Annotated in this window: 19 protein-coding genes; 11 read left to right on the plus strand and 8 right to left on the minus strand. The window is 60.8% G+C overall.

The window, feature by feature from the left end:
• Window positions 1–26: 26 nt before the first annotated feature.
• Window positions 27–602: a PilZ domain-containing protein gene (locus ACW5W7_RS03510; RefSeq protein WP_349922081.1), complete on the minus strand. Its 576-nt coding sequence runs from the start codon at window positions 600–602 to the stop codon at window positions 27–29.
• Between the two features lie 76 nt (window positions 603–678).
• Between ACW5W7_RS03510 and ACW5W7_RS03515 the strand changes: the two genes are divergently transcribed.
• Genes ACW5W7_RS03515 through lolE form a run of 3 tightly spaced genes read left to right on the plus strand, consistent with a single transcriptional unit; the run spans window position 679 to window position 3,921 of the window.
• A complete protein-coding gene (locus tag ACW5W7_RS03515) occupies window positions 679–1,914 on the plus strand; it encodes a lipoprotein-releasing ABC transporter permease subunit (RefSeq protein ID WP_456500784.1) in 1,236 nt (411 codons plus the stop codon).
• Between the two features lie 37 nt (window positions 1,915–1,951).
• The gene (lolD, locus tag ACW5W7_RS03520) at window positions 1,952–2,680 is read left to right on the plus strand and encodes a lipoprotein-releasing ABC transporter ATP-binding protein LolD (protein WP_349922083.1); all 729 of its coding nucleotides are present in this window, start codon (window positions 1,952–1,954) and stop codon (window positions 2,678–2,680) included.
• Window positions 2,680–3,921 (plus strand): lipoprotein-releasing ABC transporter permease subunit LolE, encoded by a 1,242-nt coding sequence (gene lolE / locus ACW5W7_RS03525; RefSeq protein ID WP_456500785.1) that lies wholly within the window; start codon window positions 2,680–2,682, stop codon window positions 3,919–3,921. Before lolD ends, lolE begins: the two co-directional genes overlap by 1 nt.
• 127 nt (window positions 3,922–4,048) lie before the next feature.
• Here the strand turns inward: lolE and yfbR are convergent, their stop codons facing one another.
• A complete protein-coding gene (gene yfbR / locus ACW5W7_RS03530) occupies window positions 4,049–4,639 on the minus strand; it encodes a 5'-deoxynucleotidase (protein WP_456500786.1) in 591 nt (196 codons plus the stop codon).
• 85 nt (window positions 4,640–4,724) lie between these two features.
• A complete protein-coding gene (locus tag ACW5W7_RS03535; protein WP_349922086.1) occupies window positions 4,725–5,159 on the minus strand; it encodes a YccF domain-containing protein in 435 nt (144 codons plus the stop codon).
• A 429-nt stretch (window positions 5,160–5,588) separates the two neighbouring features.
• Here ACW5W7_RS03535 and tig point away from each other — a divergent pair, with 429 nt between their 5' ends.
• The 6 genes from tig (at window position 5,589) to ppiD (ending at window position 14,096) form a co-directional block, all read left to right on the plus strand.
• Window positions 5,589–6,899, plus strand: coding sequence for a trigger factor (tig, locus tag ACW5W7_RS03540; protein ID WP_456500787.1), 1,311 nt, complete (start codon window positions 5,589–5,591; stop codon window positions 6,897–6,899).
• 86 nt (window positions 6,900–6,985) lie between these two features.
• A complete protein-coding gene (clpP, locus tag ACW5W7_RS03545) occupies window positions 6,986–7,609 on the plus strand; it encodes an ATP-dependent Clp endopeptidase proteolytic subunit ClpP (RefSeq protein WP_005324106.1) in 624 nt (207 codons plus the stop codon).
• 141 nt (window positions 7,610–7,750) lie between these two features.
• On the plus strand, window positions 7,751–9,025 hold the full coding sequence (gene clpX, locus ACW5W7_RS03550) for an ATP-dependent protease ATP-binding subunit ClpX (protein WP_349922088.1): 1,275 nt from the start codon (window positions 7,751–7,753) through the stop codon (window positions 9,023–9,025).
• Between the two features lie 140 nt (window positions 9,026–9,165).
• A complete protein-coding gene (gene lon / locus ACW5W7_RS03555) occupies window positions 9,166–11,520 on the plus strand; it encodes an endopeptidase La (protein WP_456500788.1) in 2,355 nt (784 codons plus the stop codon).
• A gap of 239 nt (window positions 11,521–11,759) precedes the next feature.
• Window positions 11,760–12,032: a nucleoid-associated protein HU-beta gene (gene hupB, locus ACW5W7_RS03560; protein ID WP_005315375.1), complete on the plus strand. Its 273-nt coding sequence runs from the start codon at window positions 11,760–11,762 to the stop codon at window positions 12,030–12,032.
• 150 nt (window positions 12,033–12,182) lie between these two features.
• Window positions 12,183–14,096, plus strand: coding sequence for a peptidylprolyl isomerase (gene ppiD, locus ACW5W7_RS03565; RefSeq protein ID WP_456500789.1), 1,914 nt, complete (start codon window positions 12,183–12,185; stop codon window positions 14,094–14,096).
• Window positions 14,097–14,500: 404 nt separating this feature from the next.
• On the opposite strand, the gene ACW5W7_RS03570 is transcribed toward ppiD, so the two are convergent.
• From ACW5W7_RS03570 to ACW5W7_RS03590, 5 genes are all read right to left on the minus strand, one after another.
• Window positions 14,501–16,093 (minus strand): ABC-F family ATPase, encoded by a 1,593-nt coding sequence (locus ACW5W7_RS03570; protein WP_456500790.1) that lies wholly within the window; start codon window positions 16,091–16,093, stop codon window positions 14,501–14,503.
• A 211-nt stretch (window positions 16,094–16,304) separates the two neighbouring features.
• Window positions 16,305–17,960 carry a cation acetate symporter gene (locus tag ACW5W7_RS03575; protein WP_349922448.1) on the minus strand — a complete coding sequence of 552 codons (1,656 nt, stop codon included), beginning with the start codon at window positions 17,958–17,960 and terminating at the stop codon, window positions 16,305–16,307.
• A gap of 11 nt (window positions 17,961–17,971) precedes the next feature.
• Window positions 17,972–18,283 (minus strand): DUF485 domain-containing protein, encoded by a 312-nt coding sequence (locus tag ACW5W7_RS03580; protein WP_456500791.1) that lies wholly within the window; start codon window positions 18,281–18,283, stop codon window positions 17,972–17,974.
• Window positions 18,284–18,389: 106 nt separating this feature from the next.
• On the minus strand, window positions 18,390–19,022 hold the full coding sequence (locus ACW5W7_RS03585) for a 3'-5' exonuclease (protein WP_456500792.1): 633 nt from the start codon (window positions 19,020–19,022) through the stop codon (window positions 18,390–18,392).
• A 7-nt stretch (window positions 19,023–19,029) separates the two neighbouring features.
• Window positions 19,030–20,814, minus strand: a complete 1,785-nt coding sequence (locus ACW5W7_RS03590) for a putative nucleotidyltransferase substrate binding domain-containing protein (RefSeq protein WP_456500793.1) — start codon at window positions 20,812–20,814, stop codon at window positions 19,030–19,032.
• A 169-nt stretch (window positions 20,815–20,983) separates the two neighbouring features.
• Here ACW5W7_RS03590 and ACW5W7_RS03595 point away from each other — a divergent pair, with 169 nt between their 5' ends.
• Window positions 20,984–21,790: a crotonase/enoyl-CoA hydratase family protein gene (locus tag ACW5W7_RS03595; protein ID WP_456500794.1), complete on the plus strand. Its 807-nt coding sequence runs from the start codon at window positions 20,984–20,986 to the stop codon at window positions 21,788–21,790.
• 381 nt (window positions 21,791–22,171) lie between these two features.
• Window positions 22,172–22,732 carry a type VI secretion system PAAR protein gene (locus tag ACW5W7_RS03600; protein WP_456500795.1) on the plus strand — a complete coding sequence of 187 codons (561 nt, stop codon included), beginning with the start codon at window positions 22,172–22,174 and terminating at the stop codon, window positions 22,730–22,732.
• The last annotated feature ends 3 nt before the right edge of the window (window positions 22,733–22,735 follow it).

Below are 22,735 nucleotides of genomic sequence, written 5' to 3' on the forward strand. Positions count from 1 at the left end.
CGTTGACGTTGGCGATGAGACCGGAATTAGCGCTGGCGCTCCTGGGCCCGCAGCTTGAGCTGTTTGGATTGCACGTGCAGGCTGGCACGCACCAGCAGCTCCCGGTCATCCTCGCGGATCCGTACATAGTCGAGCAGCACCTGGGTGCCATGCTCGCCCGGTTCCAGCTGTTTGACCTCGGCGTAGCAGTAGACGGCGGAAGCCTCTTCCCGCAAGAAGATCTTGAGCCGCACGATTTGGTGGGGGCGGGGGGGCTCCCCGTGCCCCTGGCGCGGGTGCAGGTAGACAAGGTTGCCCGCGCCGAAGCGCAGGGTGTGGAAGCGGTGTTCCGGGTGATCCTGCACCGCCAGCACATAGCCCATGATCATGTCTATCTTGCGGGACTGCTGATTGACGATCTCGACCAGATCGTGCATCGACTCGTTCTGGCTGCGCAGCAGCCGGCTGCTCACCAGATCGATGGCGGTGATGGCGGAGGCGATGCGAAAGGGTTCTGGCAGTTCGGCGTCCAGCGCCTCCAGCGTCGGCAGATGGAAGTCGGCCGGCATGGGGATCACATTGACCGGCGTGGCATGGGTGACGCTGAAGAACTGTTCCTGCATGGAGGCTATCCCTTGTTGTCCTAGTCTGTTTGCCTTTATTATCCGGTATCTTATTTTGTTGGCAACGTAGATATCCTTGAAGACTGGACTTTTTCAGCCATTGTCGCTGGCCATCGGCCTGCGTTATGCAGGCTCGCGACGCAGTAACCGCTTCGTCTCCTTCATCTCCCTGTTTTCCACTTTCGGCATCGCCATCGGGGTCGCCGCCCTGATGGTGGTCATCTCCGTGATGAACGGCTTCGAGGGGCAGCTCAAGGGGCGCATCCTCGGGGTGATCCCCCACGTGGTGGTGACCAATCCCGCCGGCCGTATCGAGACGGCGCCCGAGGGGCTGCCGGACCTGGCCAGGCTGCCTCACGTGGTGGCCCATGCCCCCATGCTCGACAGCGAAGGCATGTTGCAGAGCCCGGGTCAGCTGACCGGGGTGAGCGTGCAGGGCATCGACCCGGCGCTTTGGCCGAAAGATGACATCCTCCACGCCCAGATGCTGGCGGGGCAGCTCAGCAGCCTGCAACGGGGTGAATACCACATCGTGCTGGGGCAGGGGGTGGCGAATCGCCTGAAGGTGTCGCTCGGGGATCAGGTGCGCCTCATTCTGACCGAAGGCACCCGCTTCACGCCGTTTGGCCGGGTACCGGCCCAGCGGCTGTTCACCGTCTCCGGCATCTTCGGGGTCGGGGCCGACGTGGACAGCCAGGTGGCACTGATCGCGCTGGGTGATGCCCAACGCATGTTGCGCCTGCCGGATGACACCGTCGGTGGCATCCGCCTCTGGCTGGACGATCCCTTCGCCGCCGACGAGGTGATCAAGACGGCGCTGCCTGACGGGCTGGAGTGGCAGGATTGGCGCCGGGAGCGCGGCGAGCTGTTCCAGGCGGTGGCCATGGAGAAGCGCATGATGGGGCTGATGCTGGTGCTGATCATCGCGGTCGCCACCTTCAACATCCTCTCGGCCCTGGTGATGGTCGTCACCGACAAGGAAGGGGAGGTGGCCATCCTGCGCACCATGGGCATGAGCGAGTCCGGTATCGTCAAGATCTTCATGGTGCTGGGGGCGTCCAGCGGCGTCATCGGCGCCCTGTTTGGCGGCCTGGCGGGACTGGGGCTGTCCCTTGGTCTCAACCCCCTGCTCAATGCGGTGGGGCTCAACCTCTATATGGCGGCGGGGGGCTCGGGCCTGCCGGTCATCGTCGAGCCCGCCCAGGTCATCACCATCTTGCTCGGCGCCGTGCTGCTGAGCTTCAGTGCCACCCTCTACCCGGCGGCCCGTGCGGCCCGGGTCAAACCGGCCGAGGCACTGCGTCATGAATAATTCTTCTGTTATTACTTCCCCAAGCGGAGCCCCTTTTATGAATGAGCCTGTAGTGCGTGGCGCCGAGTCCCGCGACAATCCGTCCCGCGAGCCGCTGCTGCGCTGTGAGGCCCTGAACCATGTCTATAAAGAGGGCAATCTCGAGACGCAAGTGCTCAAGGGGATAGACCTGTCCGTGGCCCCCGGCGAGATGCTGGCGGTGGTGGGGAGCTCGGGCTCCGGCAAGACCACCTTGCTGCATTTGATGGGCGCGCTGGATAACCCCAGCAGCGGCAGCGTGCTGTTCAATGGTCAGGACATTCACCACTGGGACAGCCGTACCCAGGCCCGATTCCGCAATCAGGAGCTGGGTTTTGTCTATCAGTTCCACCACCTGCTCGCGGAGTTCACGGCGCTGGAAAACACCGCCATGCCGCTGCTCATCGCCGGCGAGTCGGTGGCAAGCGCCAGCGAGAAGGCGACCCGGATGCTGGGGCGGGTGGGGCTCTCCCATCGCCTCAATCACAGGCCCTCCGAGCTCTCCGGTGGCGAGCGCCAGCGGGTGGCCATCGCCCGCGCCCTGGTCAACGAGCCCAGCCTGGTGCTGGCGGACGAGCCCACCGGCAACCTGGATCACGCCAGCGCCACCGCCGTCTACGAGCTCTTGTGCGAGCTGAACCGCGAGCTCGGCACCGCCTTCGTGGTGGTGACCCACGATTTGAGCCTCGCCGCCAAGCTGCACCGACGGGTGACCCTGGTGAGCGGCGTCATGGCGGAGGTCGCCTGATGTTCAAACCGCTGCCCCTGTTCCTGGGCCTGCGTTACAGCCGCTCTCGCCGCCGCAACGGCTTCATCGCCTTCATCTCCGCCTCCTCTCTCATCGGCATCGCCCTCGGGGTGATGGCGCTGATTTTGGGACTCTCGGCCATGAACGGCTTCGAGCGAGAGCTAAAGAACCGGGTGCTCTCCGTGGTGCCTCACGGCGAGCTCATCGGCATGGAGGCGCCGCTGCCCAACTGGCCGAAACTTCGGGACTACCTGCTGGCCCAGCCGGGGATCGAGGCCGCGGCCCCGGTGATCCGCCTGGACGGCCTGCTGGAGCACGGTTCTGCCTTGAAGGGCGTCCAGCTGCGCGCCGTGCTGCCGGAGCTCGAGGCTAACCTGTCGGATGCAGGCAAGTACATGACGGGCCGTGGCCTGCGTGAACTGGAGCCCGGCGAGAAGGAGGTGATCCTCGGCAAGACCATCGCCGACAAGCTGGGGGTCAAGATAGGGGATCAGGTCGCCCTGTTGCTGCCCCAGGGGGGCGATGCCAGCGGTATCAAGAACCCCAAGCGCGAGGCGCTCACCGTGGTGGGGCTGATGGAGATCGGCGGTCAGCTCGACGGCCTGCTCGGTTTCATGCATCTGGCGGATGCCCAGGCCATCACCGGCATGGGCAAGGACGTGGAGGGGTTCAGCCTCAAGGTCAATGACGTGCTCAAGGCGCAGTCCATCACGGTGGCGGCGGCGAGCAAGTTCCCGCACTACGTCTACATCAGCAGCTGGATGAGCCGTCAGGGCTACCTCTATCAGGACATCCAGATGGTGCGCACCGTCATGTACGTGGTGATGCTGATGGTGGTGGCGGTGGCCTGCTTCAACATCGTCTCCACCCTGGTGATGGCGGTGAACGAGAAACGCAGCGAGATAGCGATCCTCAAGACCATGGGAGCAAGCCCGGGCCAGATCCGGCTCACCTTCGTCATCCAGGGCATGGTGAACGGGGTGGCGGGGGCGCTGCTTGGAGCGTTGCTCGGCGGCCTGCTGTCGAGCAAGCTGACCCAGATCCTGAGCTTCGTCGAGACCCTCATCGGTCATCGCTTCCTCAACCCGGACATCTACTTCATCGACTTCCTGCCCACCGAGCTGCACATGCAGGATCTGGTGATCGTGACCAGCGCCGCCATCCTGATGAGCCTGGTGGCGACCCTCTATCCCGCCTGGCGGGCGAGCGGCCTGGTGCCGTCCCGGGAGCTGGGGCATTGATGGTTCAAGATGACTGTGATGATGACAAGGGCCCTGCGGGGCCCTTTTGCTTGCTGGGGAACCCTGAAAAGGCTGCTCCAAAGGGTGTGGGTGAGGTTAAATCATGTGGAAATGATAAGTGGCAGCATCAATGGGCATTCAATTCATCAAGAGGCAGTGAAAAACTCGCCACAAACACCTCGATAAAGTAGCGCATGGCGGGATTCATCCGCGCGTCCAGCATCTGTTCGAGGCGTTTCCTGGCCGGTTCAAACTCCCGGTTGCCGGCATTAATTTCCTCGAGGCACTTGGTGTAGGCGCAGAGGGTGTCCGCGTCTTTCACCAGCCGGGCGAGCGCGTCGTCCTGGGCACCCGAGTCCAGCAGGGGGCGAAAATCCTCGACCAGTTCAGGGGGCAGCATCCCCAGCAGGCGTTGCTCGGCGGCAAGCTCTATCTTCTTGTATTCACGGGCTATCTCGGGGTTGAAGTACTTGACCGGGGTGGGGAGATCGCCGGTCAACACCTCGCTGCTGTCGTGGTAGAGGGCCATGACGGCGGCACGGTTGGCATCGACGTTACCCCCGAACAAGCGGTTGCCGATGACGCCGAGGGCATGGGCGACCATGGCGACCTGCAGGCTGTGCTCGGCGATGTTCTCCGGCTGGATGTTGCGCATCAGCGGCCAGCGGTAGATGAGCCGCATGCGGGCGAGGTTGGCGAAGAAATGGCTGGGAAGCATGGAGACCTCGAACAATGGCAATGAAAAAGGGCAGACTCTAGTCTGCCCTTTTTTCCGCGCCTTCGCCTAGTCTGCGACGGGCGAATTAACGGATATAGCGGCCGGACTCGGCTTCCTGATTGGTCACTACCATCTGGCCGATGGGGGCCAGGGCGATCAGGGCGAGTTTGAGGTGCTGGATGCCGAAGGGGATGCCGACGATGGTGACGAAGCAGGCCAGGGCCGAGGCGATGTGGCCGATGGCGAGCCAGACCCCGATCACCAGGAACCAGAGGATGTTGCCAATCATCCCGAGGGCACCGGTGCCGATGTCGCTCTGGCCTGTCATGGACTTGCGACTCACCGCCTGCTTGCCAAACGGGAAGAAAGTGAAGGTGCCGATGACGAAGCAGGCGCGTCCCCAGGGGATCCCTATCAGGGAGACGAAACAGAGCAGCCCGGCCAGCCACCAGGCCAGTCCCATGAAGACGCCCCCCAGTACAAACCAGAGCAGGTTAAACAAGAAGCGAAAAAAGGTCATTTGGGTCACTCCAGACTCATAAGTTGGCTGTCACCATAGCGATCCCCATCAAGGGACGCAATGGTTGAGATGACAAGGCGGACAGTTTGGGTCGCAGCCCCCAGGCCTGGCCCGGTCTGGGGCCCATTTTCATGAAAAATAGGGGCTTTTGGGGCAAAAAGAGTGAGCCAGTGCAAATTATTGCGCCCTGGATGCTTGAACTCGCGGCCCGCTTTCCCCATATAGGGGTCAGACTTGCGCAAATTGTGCCGTCTGCGCCCCGGATGGGGGATGTGCGGCTCGACGCGACCACTGTGCGCCGCTATAATGTCGCGTCAAATTTTCTCATCACAAAGACAGTCGTTGTCTTTATAAACAGGAAGACTCCGGGTATGTGCCCAGGGGTAATAAAGGGTCAGCACGCAGTGCTGAGTTGAACGAGGTAAAAGAATGCAAGTTTCTGTAGAGACAACCCAGGGTCTGGAACGCCGTCTTACCATCACCGTACCGGCTGCGACCGTTGACGCTGCCGTGCGCAAAGAATTGAATGGCCTGGCCAAGACTCGTCGCATCGACGGCTTCCGTCCTGGCAAGGCACCGGCGACCATCATCAAGAAGATGTTTGGTGCCATGGCCCATGCCCGCGTTGCCGATGAAATGATGCAGAACAACTTCATCAAAGCCATCATCGAAAACAAACTGAGCCCGGCCGGTGCGCCGACCATGGATCCGAAAGAGATCAAGGAAGGCCAGGATTTCGAATTCACAGCCACTTTCGAAGTGTACCCTGAGTTTGAAGTTGCCGGTCTGGAGAGCATCAAGGTCGAGAAGCCGGTTGCTTCCGTCAAGGATGCCGATCTGGCCAACATGATCGACACCCTGCGCAAGCAGCACGCCACCTGGTCCGAAGTGGACACCGCTGCCGCCAACGGCATGCGTGTGACCCTGGACTTCGTCGGCTCCATCGACGGTGAAGAGTTCGACGGCGGCAAGGCCGAAGGCTTCGCACTGGAACTGGGCGCTGGCCGCATGATCCCGGGCTTCGAAGACGCCATCATCGGCAAGAAAGCAGGCGACGAGTTCACCATCGACGTGACCTTCCCGGTTGACTACCACGCCGAAAACCTGAAAGGCAAGGCGGCCAAGTTTGCCTCCAAGCTGACCAAGGTTGAAGAGCAGGTACTGCCTGAGCTGACCGAAGAGTTCGTCAAGCGCTTCGGCATCGAAAGCGGCAACGTGGAAGAGCTGAAAGCCGAAGTGCGCAAGAACATGGAGCGCGAACTGGCCCAGGCCCTGAAAAACAGCGTGAAAGAGCAAGTGCTGAACGGCCTGGTTGAAGCCAACCAGATCGATCTGCCCAAGGCTGCCGTTGTCCAGGAAATCGACACCCTGCGTCAGCAGGCGCTGCAGCGTTTCGGTGGCTTCCAGGGCGGCAACGCTCCCGAGCTGCCGGCCGAGCTGTTCCAGGCTCAAGCCGAGCGCCGCGTCCGCGTGGGTCTGCTGCTGGGTGATGTCATCCGCACCAACGAGATCAAGGCTGACGAGGCCCGTGTGACCAGCATCATCGAGTCCATGGCCACCGCTTACGAAGATCCGAAGGAAGTGATCGAGTACTACCAGAAGAACGAGCAGATGCTGAACGGCGTCCGCAATCTGGCGGTTGAAGATCAAGCCATCGACCTGATCCTGTCCAAGGCCCAAGTGACCGAGAAAGAAGTGGCCTTCGACGACGTGATCAACAAGTCCGGTGCCGCTGCCTAAGATCATTTGACTTAAGGTCAAAACTGTTAAGTATAATGGCTCGTGTGATCTCCACTCGGGCCATTTTATTTTAGGGACAATGCCTTATGTACAAAAACTATAACGATGTGACTGAATCCCCACGCAATGCGCTCATCCCTATGGTGGTAGAGCAAACGGCCAAGGGTGAGCGTTCCTACGACATCTATTCCCGTCTGCTCAAAGAGCGGGTGATCTTCCTGACCGGTCAGGTCGAGGATCACATGGCGAACCTGGTGGTGGCTCAACTGCTGTTCCTCGAATCCGAGAACCCGGATCAGGACATCAGCATCTACATCAACTCGCCGGGTGGCGCGGTCACTGCGGGGATGTCCATCTATGACACCATGCAGTTCATCAAACCGGACGTCAGCACCGTCTGTATGGGGCAGGCCTGCTCCATGGGCGCCTTCCTGCTGGCCGGTGGTGCCAAGGGCAAGCGCTTCTGCCTGCCAAACGCCCGGGTGATGATCCACCAGCCCCTTGGCGGCTTCCAGGGTCAGGCTTCTGATATCCAGATCCACGCCCAGGAAATTTTGAAGATCAAGAACACCCTGAACGATCGTCTGGCCTTCCATACCGGTCAGGACATGGCCACCATCGAGCGCGATACCGACCGTGACAACTTCATGTCGGCGGAGCAGGCCGTGGCCTATGGTCTGGTGGACGGCATCCTGAGCCAGCGCGGCTGAGTCACGGTCAGGTCCGTCAAGCCGACTTGAGCGCTCCTGGGTGACGATTTTCCCAAAGGGTGTGCTTGAGCAGGGTGCCCCGTCCTGTTGTAAACTCAGCAGGACGATATCCATCCTCTATTGATAAAACGAGGTTGCTGAATGACAGAGAAACGCAAGGGTGAGGGCGACAAGCTGCTTTATTGCTCTTTCTGCGGCAAGAGCCAGCATGAAGTGCGCAAGCTGATCGCTGGCCCTTCCGTCTATGTATGTGACGAGTGTGTCGAGCTGTGCAACGATATCATCCGCGAGGAGATCCGCGAGATCTCCCCCAAGCGTGATGGCAGCGAGCTGCCGACCCCTCATGAGATCCGTGCTCACCTGGATGACTACGTGATCGGTCAGGAGTACGCCAAGAAGGTACTGGCCGTTGCAGTCTACAACCACTACAAGCGCCTGCGCAGCGGTAGTGAGTCAGGGGGCGTCGAGCTCGGCAAGTCCAACATTCTGCTGATCGGTCCCACCGGCAGCGGCAAGACCCTGCTGGCCGAGACACTGGCTCGCCTGCTGGATGTGCCCTTCACCATGGCCGATGCCACCACCCTGACCGAAGCCGGTTACGTGGGCGAGGACGTGGAGAACATCATCCAGAAGCTGCTGCAAAAGTGCGACTACGACGTGGAGAAGGCCCAGCGTGGCATCGTCTACATCGACGAGATCGACAAGATCTCCCGCAAGTCGGACAACCCCTCCATCACCCGCGACGTCTCCGGGGAAGGGGTGCAGCAGGCACTGCTCAAGCTGATCGAGGGCACCATCGCCTCGGTACCGCCGCAAGGGGGTCGCAAGCACCCGCAGCAGGAGTTCTTGCAGGTCGATACCTCCAAGATCCTGTTCATCTGTGGTGGCGCCTTCGCGGGCCTGGACAAGGTCATCGAGCAGCGCTCCGTCAAGGGAACCGGCATCGGCTTTGGCGCTGACGTCAAGTCCAAGAATGCCAAGGCGACCCTGAGCGAGAACTTTGCCAAGGTAGAACCGGAAGATTTGATCAAATACGGTCTCATCCCCGAGTTCATCGGCCGTCTGCCCGTGGTGGCGACCCTCACCGAGCTGGACGAGGCTGCCCTCATCCAGATCCTGAAAGAGCCGAAAAACGCCCTGACCAAGCAGTATGCCGCCCTGTTCGCCCTGGAAGAGGTGGAACTGGAGTTCCGTGACGACGCCCTGAACGCCATCGCGCGCAAGGCGATGGAGCGCAAAACCGGTGCCCGGGGTCTGCGATCCATTGTCGAAGCCGTGCTGCTCGACACCATGTACGACCTGCCGTCCCTGAAAGGGGTCAGCAAGGTGGTGATCGACGAGACGGTGATCAAGGGCGACTCCGCTCCCCTGATGATCTACGACAATTCCGAGACTCAGGCCGCTGCTTCAGAGTAACTGGCTGATTTTTAATCACATAAAGGGGCGTTTTGCCCCTTTCTTGCTTTTTACGGCCAAGGCGATTGAATCTCATCTTTGCGCCCCCATATACTCTGCCAAGCGCTTTGCCAACGGTATAACAAGCCGAGAGGACATATATGAACCTAGAGCGTTCTGAACGCATCGAGATTCCCGTCCTGCCTCTTCGTGACGTGGTGGTTTACCCCCACATGGTCATTCCACTCTTTGTGGGGCGGGAAAAATCCATTCGCTGTCTGGAAGCGGCCATGGAGCAGGACAAGAAAGTCCTGCTGGTGGCCCAGAAGGATGCGTCGACAGACGAGCCTACGGTGGAGGAGATCTTCACCGTCGGGACAGTGGCCAACATTTTGCAGATGCTCAAGCTGCCGGATGGCACCGTCAAGGTGCTGGTGGAAGGGGGTCAGCGTGCCCGTCTTGAGCGGGTGATCGATGACAAGGACTTCTTCGTCGGGGAGGCGCAGTACATCGCGTCTGCCGCCATCGACGAGAAGGACCAGGATGTGCTGGTGCGCTCCGCCATCGGCCAGTTTGAAGGTTACATCAAGCTCAACAAGAAGATCCCGCCCGAGGTGCTCACCTCGATCTCGGCGATCGATGATGCTGCACGCCTGGCTGACACCATGGCGGCCCACATGCCGCTCAAGCTCGAAGACAAGCAGAAGGTGCTGGAAATCGCCTCCGTGTCCGAGCGCATCGAGTTTCTGATGGCCATGATGGAGTCGGAGATCGACCTGCTGCAGGTCGAGAAACGCATCCGCTCCCGGGTCAAGAAGCAGATGGAGAAGAGCCAGCGGGAGTATTACCTCAACGAGCAGATGAAGGCCATCCAGAAAGAGCTGGGTGAGCTGGAAGACAGTCCGGACGAATTCGAAGCCCTCAATCGCAAGATTGAAGAGGCGGGGATGCCGGAAGATGCCCGTGAGAAGGCCCAGGCCGAACTCGCCAAGCTGAAGATGATGTCCCCCATGTCCGCCGAAGCCACGGTCGTGCGCAGCTACGTGGACTGGATGGTGCAGGTGCCCTGGAAGGCCCGCTCCAAGGTCAAAAAAGACCTCGGCAAGGCCCAGGAGGTGCTGGACGCGGATCATTATGGCCTGGACAAGGTCAAGGATCGCATCCTCGAGTATCTGGCGGTGCAGGCGCGGGTCAACAAGCTCAAGGGCCCCATCCTCTGCCTGGTTGGGCCTCCCGGTGTGGGCAAGACCTCGCTCGGTCAGTCCATCGCCAAGGCCACCGGCCGCAAATATGTGCGCATGGCGCTCGGCGGCGTGCGTGACGAGGCGGAGATCCGCGGTCATCGTCGTACCTACATCGGCTCCATGCCCGGCAAGCTCATCCAGAAGATGGCGAAAGTCGGCGTGAAGAACCCGCTGTTCCTGCTCGACGAGATCGACAAGATGAGCTCGGACATGCGCGGCGATCCCGCGTCTGCCTTGCTGGAAGTACTGGATCCCGAACAGAACAGCAGCTTCAACGATCACTATCTGGAAGTGGATTATGACCTGTCGGACGTGATGTTCGTGGCCACCTCCAACTCCATGAACATCCCGGGTCCGCTGCTGGACCGGATGGAAGTGATCCGTCTGTCCGGTTACACCGAGGACGAGAAGCTCAATATCGCCAAGCAGCATCTGGTGGCCAAGCAGATCCAGCGCAACGGCTTGAAGCCTGCGGAGATCACCATCGATGACTCGGCGCTGATCGGGGTCATCCGCTACTACACCCGCGAGGCGGGGGTGCGTAGTCTGGAGCGCGAGATCTCCAAGATCTGTCGCAAGGCGGTCAAGCGGATCCTGCTGGACAAGAGCATCAAGCATGTTCTGGTCAATCAGGAGAACCTCAAGGAGTTCCTCGGGGTACAGCGCTTCGACTACGGCAAGGCCACCGACCAGAACCAGATTGGTCAGGTGTGCGGTCTGGCCTGGACCGAGGTGGGGGGAGATCTGCTCACCATCGAGACCACCAACATGCCGGGCAAGGGCAAGCTCACCTACACCGGATCGCTCGGTGATGTGATGCAGGAGTCCATCCAGGCGGCCATGACGGTGGTGCGGGCCCGTGCCGAGAAGCTGCGCATCAACGGCGACTTCTACGAGAAGCGCGATATCCACGTGCACGTGCCGGAAGGGGCAACCCCGAAAGACGGCCCGAGCGCCGGTATCGCCATGTGTACCGCCCTGGTCTCCAGCCTGACTGGCAACCCGGTGCGTGCCGATGTGGCCATGACCGGCGAGATCACCCTGCGCGGCGAAGTGCTGCCCATCGGTGGTCTCAAGGAGAAGCTGCTGGCGGCTCACCGTGGTGGCATCAAGCGGGTGCTGATCCCGAAAGAGAACGAGCGGGACCTGGAAGAAATCCCGGCCAACGTCAAACAAGACCTTGAAATCTATCCGGTTCGCTGGATAGATGAGGTGCTGGCGCTGGCACTGCAAGACAATCCGCAGGGTTTCGAACGCGTTTCTGTCGTGTAAATGTTGATGCGCCGCAAATTTGGCGCATTCGAGGGGTGGTTAAGGCTTGCATGCGCCGGATAACGGAAGTAGCCTTGACCACCGATCGGGTACTCATGATGAGTCGCAATGCGTGATGTGGCGCGGGTTTGCGCCAGATTGTCACTTGCAACTGATCAGGAGGCTTGCTATAAAACCTCCACTGTTGTGGCCAGGGAAATCAGCGCCGCAGCGATGTTCGATAATAGGGGAAAATAAGAGTGAATAAATCTCAACTGATTGACAAGATTGCAGACGGTGCTGATATCTCCAAAGCCGCTGCTGGCCGTGCGCTGGATGCTTTCATCGATGCCGTTGGTGAAGCGCTGAAAGAGGGTGACCAGGTTGCGCTGGTTGGCTTCGGTACTTTCGCTGTTCGTGAGCGTGCTGCTCGCTCCGGCCGCAATCCGCAAACTGGTGCGACCATCGAAATCGCCGCCGGTAAAGTTCCTGCCTTCAAAGCCGGCAAGGCCCTGAAAGACGCGGTCAACTAAGCCGGACGCTGATATCACATCGGCACCGTCCTTGGTCACAGACCAGACAAGTGAGAGGGCTCTCCCTCATACTGATTGACCAAGGCGCATCGCAATCGGTGCGCCTTTTCATTATTTACGCCCATCGAGTTCGGGAGCATAAGTACAAACATGATGTTGGATAAACTACGCGAAGGGGCGCAGGGCAAGGTAGCCAAGGTTATCTTGGGCCTGATCATCCTCTCCTTTGCCTTGGCCGGTGTAGGTAGCTACCTCAATGGCCCGGCACGTACCGCCCCCGCTACCGTCAACGGCAATGACATCAGTGCTCCCGCACTGGAGAATGCCTATCGTAACGAGCGGGCCCGCATGGAATCCCAGATGGGGGAAGCCTTCAACCAGCTGGCCGCCAATCCCGATTACATGAAACAGTTCCGCCGCGGCGTTCTTGACCGTCTCATCGATCAGGCACTGATCGACGGCAAGGCCCGTGAGCTGGGTCTGCGCGTCAGCGACGAGCAGATCAAGCAGGCCATCGTCGCCATGCCGGAATTTGCCGAGAACGGCAAGTTCAACAACGACCGCTATCTGCAACTCATCCGCCGCGCCGGCATGACTCCGGAGATGTTCCGTGACTCCCTGCGCCAGGACATGGTGCGTCAGCAGCTGATGGGCGCCGTGCTGGGTTCCGAATTCGCCCTCAAGGGTGAAGCCGAACAGCTCGACAAGCTCTACAACCAGACGCGCGATCTGCGTCTGGTGCGCCTGGCGGCCGCAGCCTACGTCGACGAGGTTCAGGTGACCGACGCCGAGGTAGAGCAGTTCTACAAGGCCAACAGCACCCGCTTCATGAATGACGAGAAGGTCAAGGTCGACTATCTGCTGCTGGATGCCGCCACCTTGAGCAAAGACATCAAGGTGACCGAGCAGGATGCGCAGGATTACTACGATCAGCACCAGGACCTGTTCCAGCGTGTGGAGCGTCGTCAGGTGGCCCACATCCTGATCCCGTTTGGCAAGGATGAGAAGGCGGCCGAGCAGCAAGCCGAAGCCCTGCTGACCAAGGCGAAAGGCGGTGAAGATTTCGCTGCCCTGGCCAAGGCCAACTCGTCCGATACCTTCTCCGCCAAGAAGGGCGGCGAGCTGGACTGGTTCGAGAAAGGGGTGATGGATCCGGCCTTCGAGAAGGCGGCCTTTGCCCTGGCCAAGGCTGGCGATCTCTCCACCGTGGTGAAGAGCCCGTTCGGTTTCCACATCATCAAGCTGCTGGCGGTCGAACCGGCCAAGACCAAGCCGTTTGTCGATGTGATGAGCGAGACCATCACCCGTCTGCAGTCTGACAAGGCCAAGGAGCAGTTCTTTGCCGAGCAGCAGAAGATGGCTGACAGCAGCTTCGAGAACCCGGACTCCCTGGATCTGACCGCAGAAGCCATGGGCCTGAAGGTGGTCTCCTCCGATTACTTCAGCCAGGCCGATGCCCCGGCACCGCTGAACGATCCCAAGGTGATCTCCGCCGCCTTCTCCGAACAGCTGCGCGATGACAACACCAACTCCGACGTGATTGAACTCGGGGATGGCAAGGCACTGGTGCTGCACATCATGGGCCATCAGCCCAAGGCCGCCAAGCCGCTGGCTGAGGTCAAGGAGCAGGTGGTTGCGGCCATCAAGCATGACAAGGCGAGCGAAGTGGCCCGTGGCAAGGCGCAGGCCCTGCTGGACAAACTGCATGCCGGTGACGATATCCAGGCCGATCTGACCGCCCTGGGTGCCAAGGTCGAGGCCCACAAGGGTGTCGTGCGCTTCACTCAGGATCTGGATCAGAACCTGCTGGCCCAGGCGTTCCGCATGCCCCATCCGAAGGATGGCAAGCCGAGCGTCGAACTGGTTGCCGAAGCCAACGGCGATCGCGTGGTAGTGGCGCTGGACAAGGTCAATGTGACCGAGAAGCCGTCCGAGATGGTCAACCTGCTGCAAGGCCAGCTTGGCCAGGGCAAGGCCCAGGCCGACTACAAGGCGCTCATCGACGGGCTGCGCAAGTCCGCCAAGATTGAGTACTTCACTGACGTGGAAGCGACCGTCGAGTAATCCGGCATCGCAATCCATCAAAAACGGCCCCACATCGGGGCCGTTTTTTTATCTATGAAGTTTTGATTATGTAGCGTTATCTATCGATGATTTCTGGTCAATGCAGATGAAGTGCGTTGATATGAATGGCCTTGGCAGTATCTTGGTGCCCGGGGATTTGCTTCCCACGTCCTGGGCATACTGACAGTGCATCTCACTGAGGTCGGTTCGGGGTCAGGGGATGCCAGCGGCGAGGGACTCGGCGACCCGGAGCACAGGCAGACAGGCCACGCTGATAGATAGGCAATACGGATAGACAGGCACTGCGGATAGATTGGCAGCACGGGTAGGCCGGCGTACATATAAGACAATAAAAAAACCGGCGCCTGGGCGCCGGTTTGCATGATGACCTGAGCAGGGGAGGCTTACACCACACCCTGGGTGCGCAGGTAATCCTCGTAGGTACCGCCGAAGTCACGGATGCCGTTCTCGGTCAGCTCCAGGATCCGGGTCGCCAGGGAGGAGACGAACTCGCGGTCGTGGGAGACGAAGATAAGGGTGCCCTGATACATCTCCAGCGCCAGGTTCAAGGATTCGATGGATTCCATGTCCAGGTGGTTGGTCGGCTCATCCATGATAAGGATGTTGGGGCGCTGCATCATCAGCTTGCCGAACAGCATGCGGCCCTGTTCACCACCGGAGAGCACCTTGACCGGCTTCTTGATGTCGTCCTGGGAGAACAGCAGACGACCCAGCACGGAGCGCACTGCCTGTTCGTCTTCGTTGGCCTGTTTCCACTGGGCCATCCAGTCGAACACGTTGAGATCGGTGTCGAAGTCTTCCGCGTGATCCTGGGCGTAGTAGCCGATCTGGGCGTTCTCGGACCATTTGATGGTGCCGGTATCCGGTGCCAGTGAGCCGACGAGGGTCTTGATCAGGGTGGATTTACCGATGCCGTTGGTCCCCAGGATGGCGACTTTCTCGCCCACTTCCAGCATCATGTTGAGGCCCTTGAACAGGGGCGCCTCGCCATAACCCTTGGAAACGCCTTCCACTTCCAGGATGTTGCGATAGAGCTTCTTCTCCTGCTCGAAGCGGATGAAGGGGTTCTGACGGCTGGAGACCTTCACTTCTTCAATCTTGATCTTGTCGATCTGCTTGAGGCGTGAGGTCGCCTGGCTGGACTTGGAGGCGTTGGCGCTGAAACGGGAGACGAAGGATTGCAGATCGGCGATCTGAGCCTTCTTCTTGGCGTTGTCGGCGATCAGACGCTCGCGGGCCTGGGTGGCCGCGGTCATGTACTCGTCGTAGTTGCCCGGGTAGACCCGCAGCTCGCCGTAATCCAGATCCGCCATGTGGGTGCAGACGGAGTTCAGGAAGTGACGGTCGTGCGAGATGATGATCATGGTGCTCTCACGATCGTTCAGTACCTGCTCCAGCCAGCGAATGGTGTTGATGTCCAGGTTGTTGGTCGGTTCGTCCAGCAGCAGGATATCGGGGTTGGAGAACAGCGCCTGTGCCAGCAGCACCCGCAGCTTCCAGCCCGGGGCTACTTCGCTCATGGGGCCGTTGTGCTGCTCGATGGGAATGCCGGCCCCCAGCAGCAGCTCGCCCGCGCGGGCTTCGGCAGTGTAGCCGTCGTACTCGGCGACCAGGCCTTCGAGCTCGGCAGCCTTCATGTAGTCTTCGTCGGTCGCTTCCAGGTTCGCATAGATGGCGTCACGCTCGGCGATGGCGGCCCACAGCTCGGTGTGACCCATCATGACCACGTCCAGTACGCGCATCTCTTCGTAGGCGAACTGATCCTGGCGCAGCTTACCGATGCGCTCGTTGACGTCCAGGCTCACATTACCGCCAGTGGGCTCCAGATCGCCGCCGAGGATCTTCATGAAGGTGGACTTGCCACAGCCGTTTGCGCCGATGAGGCCGTAGCGGTTGCCGCCGCCAAACTTGACGCTGATGTTCTCAAACAGCGGCTTGGCGCCGAACTGCATGGTGATGTTGTTGCTTGAAAGCACTGGAATGTCCCGGTTGGTCTGTCAAATGGCGCGCATTATGGCACAGATCCCCCGAAAGTTTTAGCGAGAACTGTGATCTGGCGCTATTGCAGCGGGTCGGTGGCGGTAACCGCGAAGAGATTGACTCTGATGCCGGGCCCCAGATAGCGAAGAGGGGGAAGAGAAAAGAAAAAGCCGGCACAGGGCCGGCTTGGAAACAAAGTGACGGGGCTTAGTGGGAGCTGGCGCTGGCGGCACCGAGCCCGGTCTGGGAGCGCACGAACTGCGGGAAGAACTTCGCATGTTCGTCGCTGGCATTTTGGGACTTGTCGGTCACCGAGAAGAACCAGATCCCGATGAAAGCGATGGCCATTGAGAAGAGGGCCGGGTACTCGTACGGGTAGATGGGCTCGGCATGACCCAGCACCTTCACCCAGATGGTGGGGCCCAGGATCATCAGGGTGACCGCGCTCACCAGCCCCATCCAGCCACCGTAGACGGCACCGCGCGTCGTCAGGCGAGACCAGAACATGGAGAGGAAGAGCACCGGGAAGTTGCAGCTTGCCGCGATGGAGAAGGCCAGACCCACCATGAAGGCGATGTTCTGCTTCTCGAACAGGATGCCAAGGCCGATGGCGACCACACCCAGTACCAGGGTTGTCATCTTGGAGACCCGCAGCTCGTCCACTTCGTTGGCCTTGCCCTTCTTCAGCACGCAGGCATAGAGGTCGTGGGAGACCGCAGACGCACCCGCCAGGGTGAGGCCGGCGACCACCGCGAGGATGGTGGCGAAGGCCACGGCGCTGATGAAGCCGAGGAACAGGCTGCCACCCACGGCATCGGCCAGGTGTACGGCCGCCATGTTGGTGCCGCCGAGCAGGGCGCCGGTGGCGTCCTTGAAGGCCGGGTTGGTGCTGACCAGCAGGATGGCACCGAAGCCGATGATGAAGGTCAGGATGTAGAAGTAGCCGATGAAACCGGTGGCGTAGAATACCGACTTGCGGGCTTCCTTGGCGTCACCCACGGTGAAGAAGCGCATCAGGATGTGGGGCAGGCCGGCGGTGCCGAACATCAATGCCAGTCCCAGCGAGATGGCGGAGATGGGGTCGGAGACCAGGCCGCCCGGGCTCATGATGGCGATGCCGTTGGCGTGTACCTTGACCGCTTCGCTGAACAGGGCGCCGATGTCGAAGTTGACGGACTTCATCACCATGATGGCCATGAAGGAGGCGCCGGAGAGCAGCATCACCGCCTTGATGATCTGTACCCAGGTGGTGGCCAGCATGCCGCCAAACAGCACGTAGAGCACCATCAGGATCCCGACCAGTACCACGGCGATGTGATATTGCAGGCCGAACAGGAGCTCGATGAGCTTGCCGGCACCGACCATCTGGGCGATGAGGTAGAGGGCCACCACCACCAGGGAACCGCTGGCGGAGAGGGTACGTACCTCGGTCTGCTTGAGGCGGTAGGAGGCGACGTCGGCGAAGGTGTACTTGCCGAGGTTGCGCAGCCGCTCAGCGATGAGGAACAGGATGATGGGCCAGCCCACCAGGAAGCCGATGGAGTAGATGAGGCCGTCATAGCCCGAGGTGTAGACCAGGGCGGAGATGCCGAGGAAGGAGGCGGCGGACATGTAGTCACCGGCGATGGCCAGGCCATTCTGGAAGCCGGTGATGCGCCCGCCGGCGGCGTAGTAGTCGGAGGCCGAGCGGTTGCGCTTGGAGGCCCAGTAGGTGATGAACAGGGTGGCGGCCACGAAGGCAACGAACATGACGATGGCCGGCACGTTGAGGGGCTGGCGCTGCACCTCGCCCGTCAGCGCATCGGCCGCCAGCAGGGGGGTGGAGAGAAGGCCGCCGAGCAGCAGCAAGGCGGTCTGTTTCATGGAGATGCCGCTCATGATTGAGCTCCCTTGAGGATCTGGTTGTTCAGCTCGTCAAACTCGCCGTTGGCGCGATAGACATAGATGCCGGTCAGCACGAAGGAGGAGAGGATGAGACCCACCCCCACCGGGATGCCACGGGTGATGGCAGACCCTTCACTCAGCGGCGTGCCGAGCCAGCCGGGGGCGAAGGCGATGAGCAGGATGAATGCCAGGTAGAGCCCCAGCATCAGGATGGAGAGGGTCCAGGCGAAGCGTTGGCGTTTGCTGACCAACTCCTGGAAGATAGGATCTTGCTGGATCCTCAGATAGCGTTGCTGTTCCATTGCAGTTCTCCGTGACGGTTGTGTCGACTGTGTGTGAACTTGTCCCTACCGAGCAGGAGGCCTGCCCATGTAACTGAAATGTGAATTAAATGTTATTTGTCGACAATTAGACTTTGGGATAAGTCAGGGGGCCGCCCCGGGTGAGGCGCAGGAAGATGAGGCCCGCGGCGGCGGCATCCGCCAGGGCGTCGTGGGCGGGCAGGGGCGGCAGGGCAAGATGCTCGCAGATGGCGGCCAGGTGCAGATCGATGACGGCATCGGGGTGGCGGCGGTAGATCTTGTCGTGATAGAGGCGGCTCACCTCTATGCCGCGCTGGGGCAGGTGCAGCCCCCAGCGCTGATGGCAGGCCAGGTTGAGGATGCGAAGGTCATAGGCAATGTGGTAGCCCACCAGTTCCCGTGGCCCGATGAAGGCCAGCAGCTGGCGCAGGGCCTCTTCGAGGGGCAGCCCCTCTTGCAGATCCTGATGGCGCAGGCCGTGGATGGCGACCGACAGCCCGTTGAGGCTGGGGGGGGCCTGCACCTTGAGGGAGAGCGCCTCGCCGGTGAGCAGCCGGTTGCCCCCGATGCGTACGGCGCCGATGGCGACGATCTCGGCGCGCTTAGGATCCAGGCTGGTGGTCTCGAAGTCCAGCGCCACCCACTCATCCGTCGGGGGCGGGCCGAACAGGGGGGCGAACTCCCCCTGACGAAAGTGGCGGCCATGCCAGCGTCTGCGCCCGTGCTGCCAGAGACTCATGTTCAGCTCACTGCCTTAGACGAAAGTGGATGCCGAGCCACTGCTGGAACTTCTTCACCTGATGCAGGGCGTGGCGCAGCAGATCCCGCTCCCCGTGACCGAGCGTTTCCACTCTCACCCTGCTTTCTCCCTTGAGCTGACTGGCGAGCCGCAGGCGAATGAAGAGCCGAAATGCCTCCGCCAGGTTGGCGCCATAGTCCTGGCTGAGGCGCCCCTGGGCCACCAATGTCTCGATGCGACCCAGGGTCGAGGTCTCCAATATTCCCGCCTCCAGGGCCAGCACGCGCAAGCCATGAACCAGGGGGAAGAGGCCGCCGCGCTTGAGATCCAGCCCCTCCGGTGCCTGCTCAAGGCGCCCGAAGAGAGTCAGGGGGGTGTGAAAGGCGACCGCCGCCCTCGCCATCTCGGCCAGCAGATCGGGCCGCTCCGAGAGTGCGGTTCGCAGATGCCGGGCAAGGGGGGGCAGCAGGTTGCGATCTCCGGCGATGGCCTGGGCATCGGCCAGGGTCGCCAGCCAGAGCAGGTCGTCCTCGCTGGCCCTGTGGCAGGCTTGTTCGATGTTGTCCTGCCACTGGCCCGCCTCCCTGGTCCAGACCGGATTGCTGACCATCACACGGCCGGGGCAGGGGGGATAGCCGAGGCGAGCCAGCAGAGCGCTGAAGGCGGCGAGATCGCGCGCCCTGTCCGGCCAGTGCAGCCCGGTTTGCAGGATCAGGGCATTGTCCTGATCGCTCTTCTGGATCTGCTCGCCACGCCCCTCCGAGCCCAGCATCAGCAGGCACACCTTGTCTTGTACCTCGGCCGGGATCACCAGGGTGAAGGCCTTGGCGATCAGCTGCTCGTTGATGGTGGCGACGAGGCGCATCAGAAAGAGGGTGTGGATCCCCTGGGCATGAAGGGTGCGGATGAGCTGTTGCTGCTCCCGGGCGACAGCCTCCAGGGAGGCGGGATCATCTGCCCGGGCGATGCGCAGGGTCAGCACGTGGGAGTGGGCGGAAAAAAGGCCGAGCACCTGGGTCAGGTGCAGGATGCCCGCCACCTCGTGCCCCTGCCAGACCACCAGTCGCTTGATGCGATGACGGGTCATCAGCAGCAGGGCATCGAACAGATAGCTGCCGAGGGTCAGGCCGATGAGCGGGGCCGGGGTCAGCAGCGAGAGTGGGGCCGAGAGTGGCAGGCCGCTCAGGGTCAGGGCATGGAGCAGGGTCTTGCGGGTGGTGAGGCTCAGGCTGCCATCGGCGGCCGGGTAGAGCAGGCAATCCGTGCCCTTGGCCGCCATGGCCTCGCTGGCGGCCAGCAGGGTGCTGTGCTTGCCGAGCTGCAGGGCGGGTTGCAGATGATGCGGGTCGATGCGGGTCAGGATGAATTCCGCCAGATTCTGCTGGCCAAGCTGGCTGCGCCGCTCCTGCTCGCGCTGGCGCTCGGTCAGGGTGGCGGTGAAGTAGTGGGCAAAGTCGGGATGCCGGGCGCAGAGGTGCTGAAACACGTCCGCGGGAATGAGCTGGCAGAGGCTGTCTTCCAGGGCGTCGAAGCGATGGCGGCAATGGCCATCGAACTGGGCCCGCACATCGAACATGTCCCCCTCTCCGTAGTCGCCGAAGCGCTGGTGAGGGCCGGACTCTTCCACCGCCCCCTTGGTGATGAGGTAGAGGCCGGGCGGGGCTTCCCCTGGGCTCAGCACCGTCTGACCGGCGCGAAAATAGCAGATGCTGAGATGCTGGCCGAGATGGTCGCGCGCCTCTGTATCCAGGCAGTCAAAGGGGGGACGGGCGAAATCGAACAAGAGGGACATGGCTTGTCTCGGCCTGGGGCAGGGAACCTGGTGCCAGTCTGGCAAAGAGGGGTGACGAAAGGCCAGCCGACTTTAGTCGCAGTGGGAGCCAAGCCTCTCTATCCCCGCTGGTAACACTCTGGTAACGTTGTGGTATGACCAGTGTCGATTCACAGGGAGAAGAGAGGACATGGACAAACCAAGGGTCAAGTGGACGATCCGGGACGGCATCGCCGAGGTGCTGTTGAGCCGGGGGGACAAACTCAATGCGCTGGACAGGGCGATGTTCGGGGCCATCGACGAGACACTCATTGAGCTGAGTCAGCACAAGGGGCTGCGGGCGGTGATCCTGCACGGGGAGGGGCGCGCCTTCTGCGCAGGGCTGGATGTGAAATCCATGCTGCGTCAGCCGGTGGCGGCCCTGGACATTCTCAAGCGCGAGGCGGACGAGGCGACCAATCTGGCCCAGCGGGTGGCCTACGGTTGGCACCAGTTGCCGGTACCGGTGATCGCCGTGACGCAGGGGGTCTGCTTCGGCGGTGGCCTGCAGATAGCGCTCGGCGCCGATTTTCGCTTCAGCACGCCGGATTGCCGCTTCTCGGTGATGGAGATCAAGTGGGGCATCATTCCCGACATGAGTGGCAGCGTCACCTTGCGCAATCTGATGGGGGTGGATACCGCCATGGAGCTTGCCATGAGCGGGCGTGAGCTGCTGGCCGCGGAGGCGAAGAGCCTCGGCCTGGTGAGCCGGGTCTGCGATGATCCCCTGGAGGAGGCGCGGGCGTTTGCGCACACCCTCATCACCAAGTCACCGGATGCCCTGGCGGGGATCAAGCAGCTCTATACCCAGGCCTGGGCCCGCAGCGATGAGGCGATGCTCAAAGAAGAGACCCGCTTGCAGCGACAGATCCTGGGGCGGCCCAATCAGTGGCGCGCCACCCTCAACAGCCTGTTTCGCTGGCGCCTGCCGTTCGGACCGAGGCGCAACGCGCTCTAGGGGATGAAAGCCGCCCCATGGTGCAGCCTTAACCAAAGAAAAATGGCAGCTAGGGCTGCCATTGTCTTATTCATAAGGTGCTATTTAATAACGCTTTTATATTTCATGTGTCCACATGGTGACCACGCTTTTCAGATGTGAGCTCTCTGGCAACTCTGCTAGTTCTACCTCGAGTACTGAACTCATCGGTGAGTGTCTTCTCCGTTCACTTGGATCATGCTCTTAGGCCAACACTGTTGGTTGTATCTGACTTGATTCGTCTGTTATTGACGGAGCTTGCCGCGGTCTGTGAGAGAATTCTTATTTCAATATCTTGCTATTGACGTGAGGCGATATTGTTCATAAGTTAGCCCTCGGGTTGGATTCACTTGGGTTTTATTGATGGGCAATGCAGCAAAGGTCGGCGACATCGGTACAGATCACGACGGCTTTCGGCCGACAAAAGTGACCGCCGGTTCTCCAGATGTGTTTATAGATGGTATGCCAGCGGCAAGAGTTGGCGACCCCCTTGAACCTCATGACAAGCCAAATAATCCACCTCATCCTAGGGAGGTTGCTGCGGGTTCAAGCAGTGTTTTTGTGAATGGAAAACCACTTGCCTTCACGGGGAAAGGAATATCTTGTGGAGGCGTAATCATTGGGGGAGGCACAGTCACGGTCGGTGATTCTGGGCCAGAAGGTAGCTCATCAATTTCTTCCCTGCTTCCAAGCACAAAATGGATTGGCTTCACCATGCCTGCAATGTTTGATTACGCAGGTGTTAAGTGTCTGGCTACCTTGGACGATGGTTTTGTGGTTCAAGGGCAATTTAATCAGCAGAATGAAGTGATGTTTTCGTCGATCTCGGGTGCTACGTGCGTGAAGCTAGAAATTGAGAGCTTTGAGCGTGAACAAGTTAGCCAGAGTCTAACGGAAGTTCTACTTGGTAAAATCATCGGATAATTG

This window comes from Aeromonas intestinalis, assembly GCF_054052485.1.

What these genes read in the sequence shown, in the direction of transcription:
- ACW5W7_RS03510 (WP_349922081.1), bottom strand. Translation starts at nt 602, where the DNA reads ATGCAGGAACAGTTCTTCAGCGTCACCCATGCCACGCCGGTCAATGTG.
- lolD (WP_349922083.1), top strand. Translation starts at nt 1,952, where the DNA reads ATGAATGAGCCTGTAGTGCGTGGCGCCGAGTCCCGCGACAATCCGTCC.
- lolE (WP_456500785.1), top strand. Translation starts at nt 2,680, where the DNA reads ATGTTCAAACCGCTGCCCCTGTTCCTGGGCCTGCGTTACAGCCGCTCT.
- yfbR (WP_456500786.1), bottom strand. Translation starts at nt 4,639, where the DNA reads ATGCTTCCCAGCCATTTCTTCGCCAACCTCGCCCGCATGCGGCTCATC.
- ACW5W7_RS03535 (WP_349922086.1), bottom strand. Translation starts at nt 5,159, where the DNA reads ATGACCTTTTTTCGCTTCTTGTTTAACCTGCTCTGGTTTGTACTGGGG.
- tig (WP_456500787.1), top strand. Translation starts at nt 5,589, where the DNA reads ATGCAAGTTTCTGTAGAGACAACCCAGGGTCTGGAACGCCGTCTTACC.
- clpP (WP_005324106.1), top strand. Translation starts at nt 6,986, where the DNA reads ATGTACAAAAACTATAACGATGTGACTGAATCCCCACGCAATGCGCTC.
- clpX (WP_349922088.1), top strand. Translation starts at nt 7,751, where the DNA reads ATGACAGAGAAACGCAAGGGTGAGGGCGACAAGCTGCTTTATTGCTCT.
- lon (WP_456500788.1), top strand. Translation starts at nt 9,166, where the DNA reads ATGAACCTAGAGCGTTCTGAACGCATCGAGATTCCCGTCCTGCCTCTT.
- ppiD (WP_456500789.1), top strand. Translation starts at nt 12,183, where the DNA reads ATGATGTTGGATAAACTACGCGAAGGGGCGCAGGGCAAGGTAGCCAAG.
- ACW5W7_RS03575 (WP_349922448.1), bottom strand. Translation starts at nt 17,960, where the DNA reads ATGAAACAGACCGCCTTGCTGCTGCTCGGCGGCCTTCTCTCCACCCCC.
- ACW5W7_RS03580 (WP_456500791.1), bottom strand. Translation starts at nt 18,283, where the DNA reads ATGGAACAGCAACGCTATCTGAGGATCCAGCAAGATCCTATCTTCCAG.
- ACW5W7_RS03585 (WP_456500792.1), bottom strand. Translation starts at nt 19,022, where the DNA reads ATGAGTCTCTGGCAGCACGGGCGCAGACGCTGGCATGGCCGCCACTTT.
- ACW5W7_RS03590 (WP_456500793.1), bottom strand. Translation starts at nt 20,814, where the DNA reads ATGTCCCTCTTGTTCGATTTCGCCCGTCCCCCCTTTGACTGCCTGGAT.
- ACW5W7_RS03595 (WP_456500794.1), top strand. Translation starts at nt 20,984, where the DNA reads ATGGACAAACCAAGGGTCAAGTGGACGATCCGGGACGGCATCGCCGAG.
- ACW5W7_RS03600 (WP_456500795.1), top strand. Translation starts at nt 22,172, where the DNA reads ATGGGCAATGCAGCAAAGGTCGGCGACATCGGTACAGATCACGACGGC.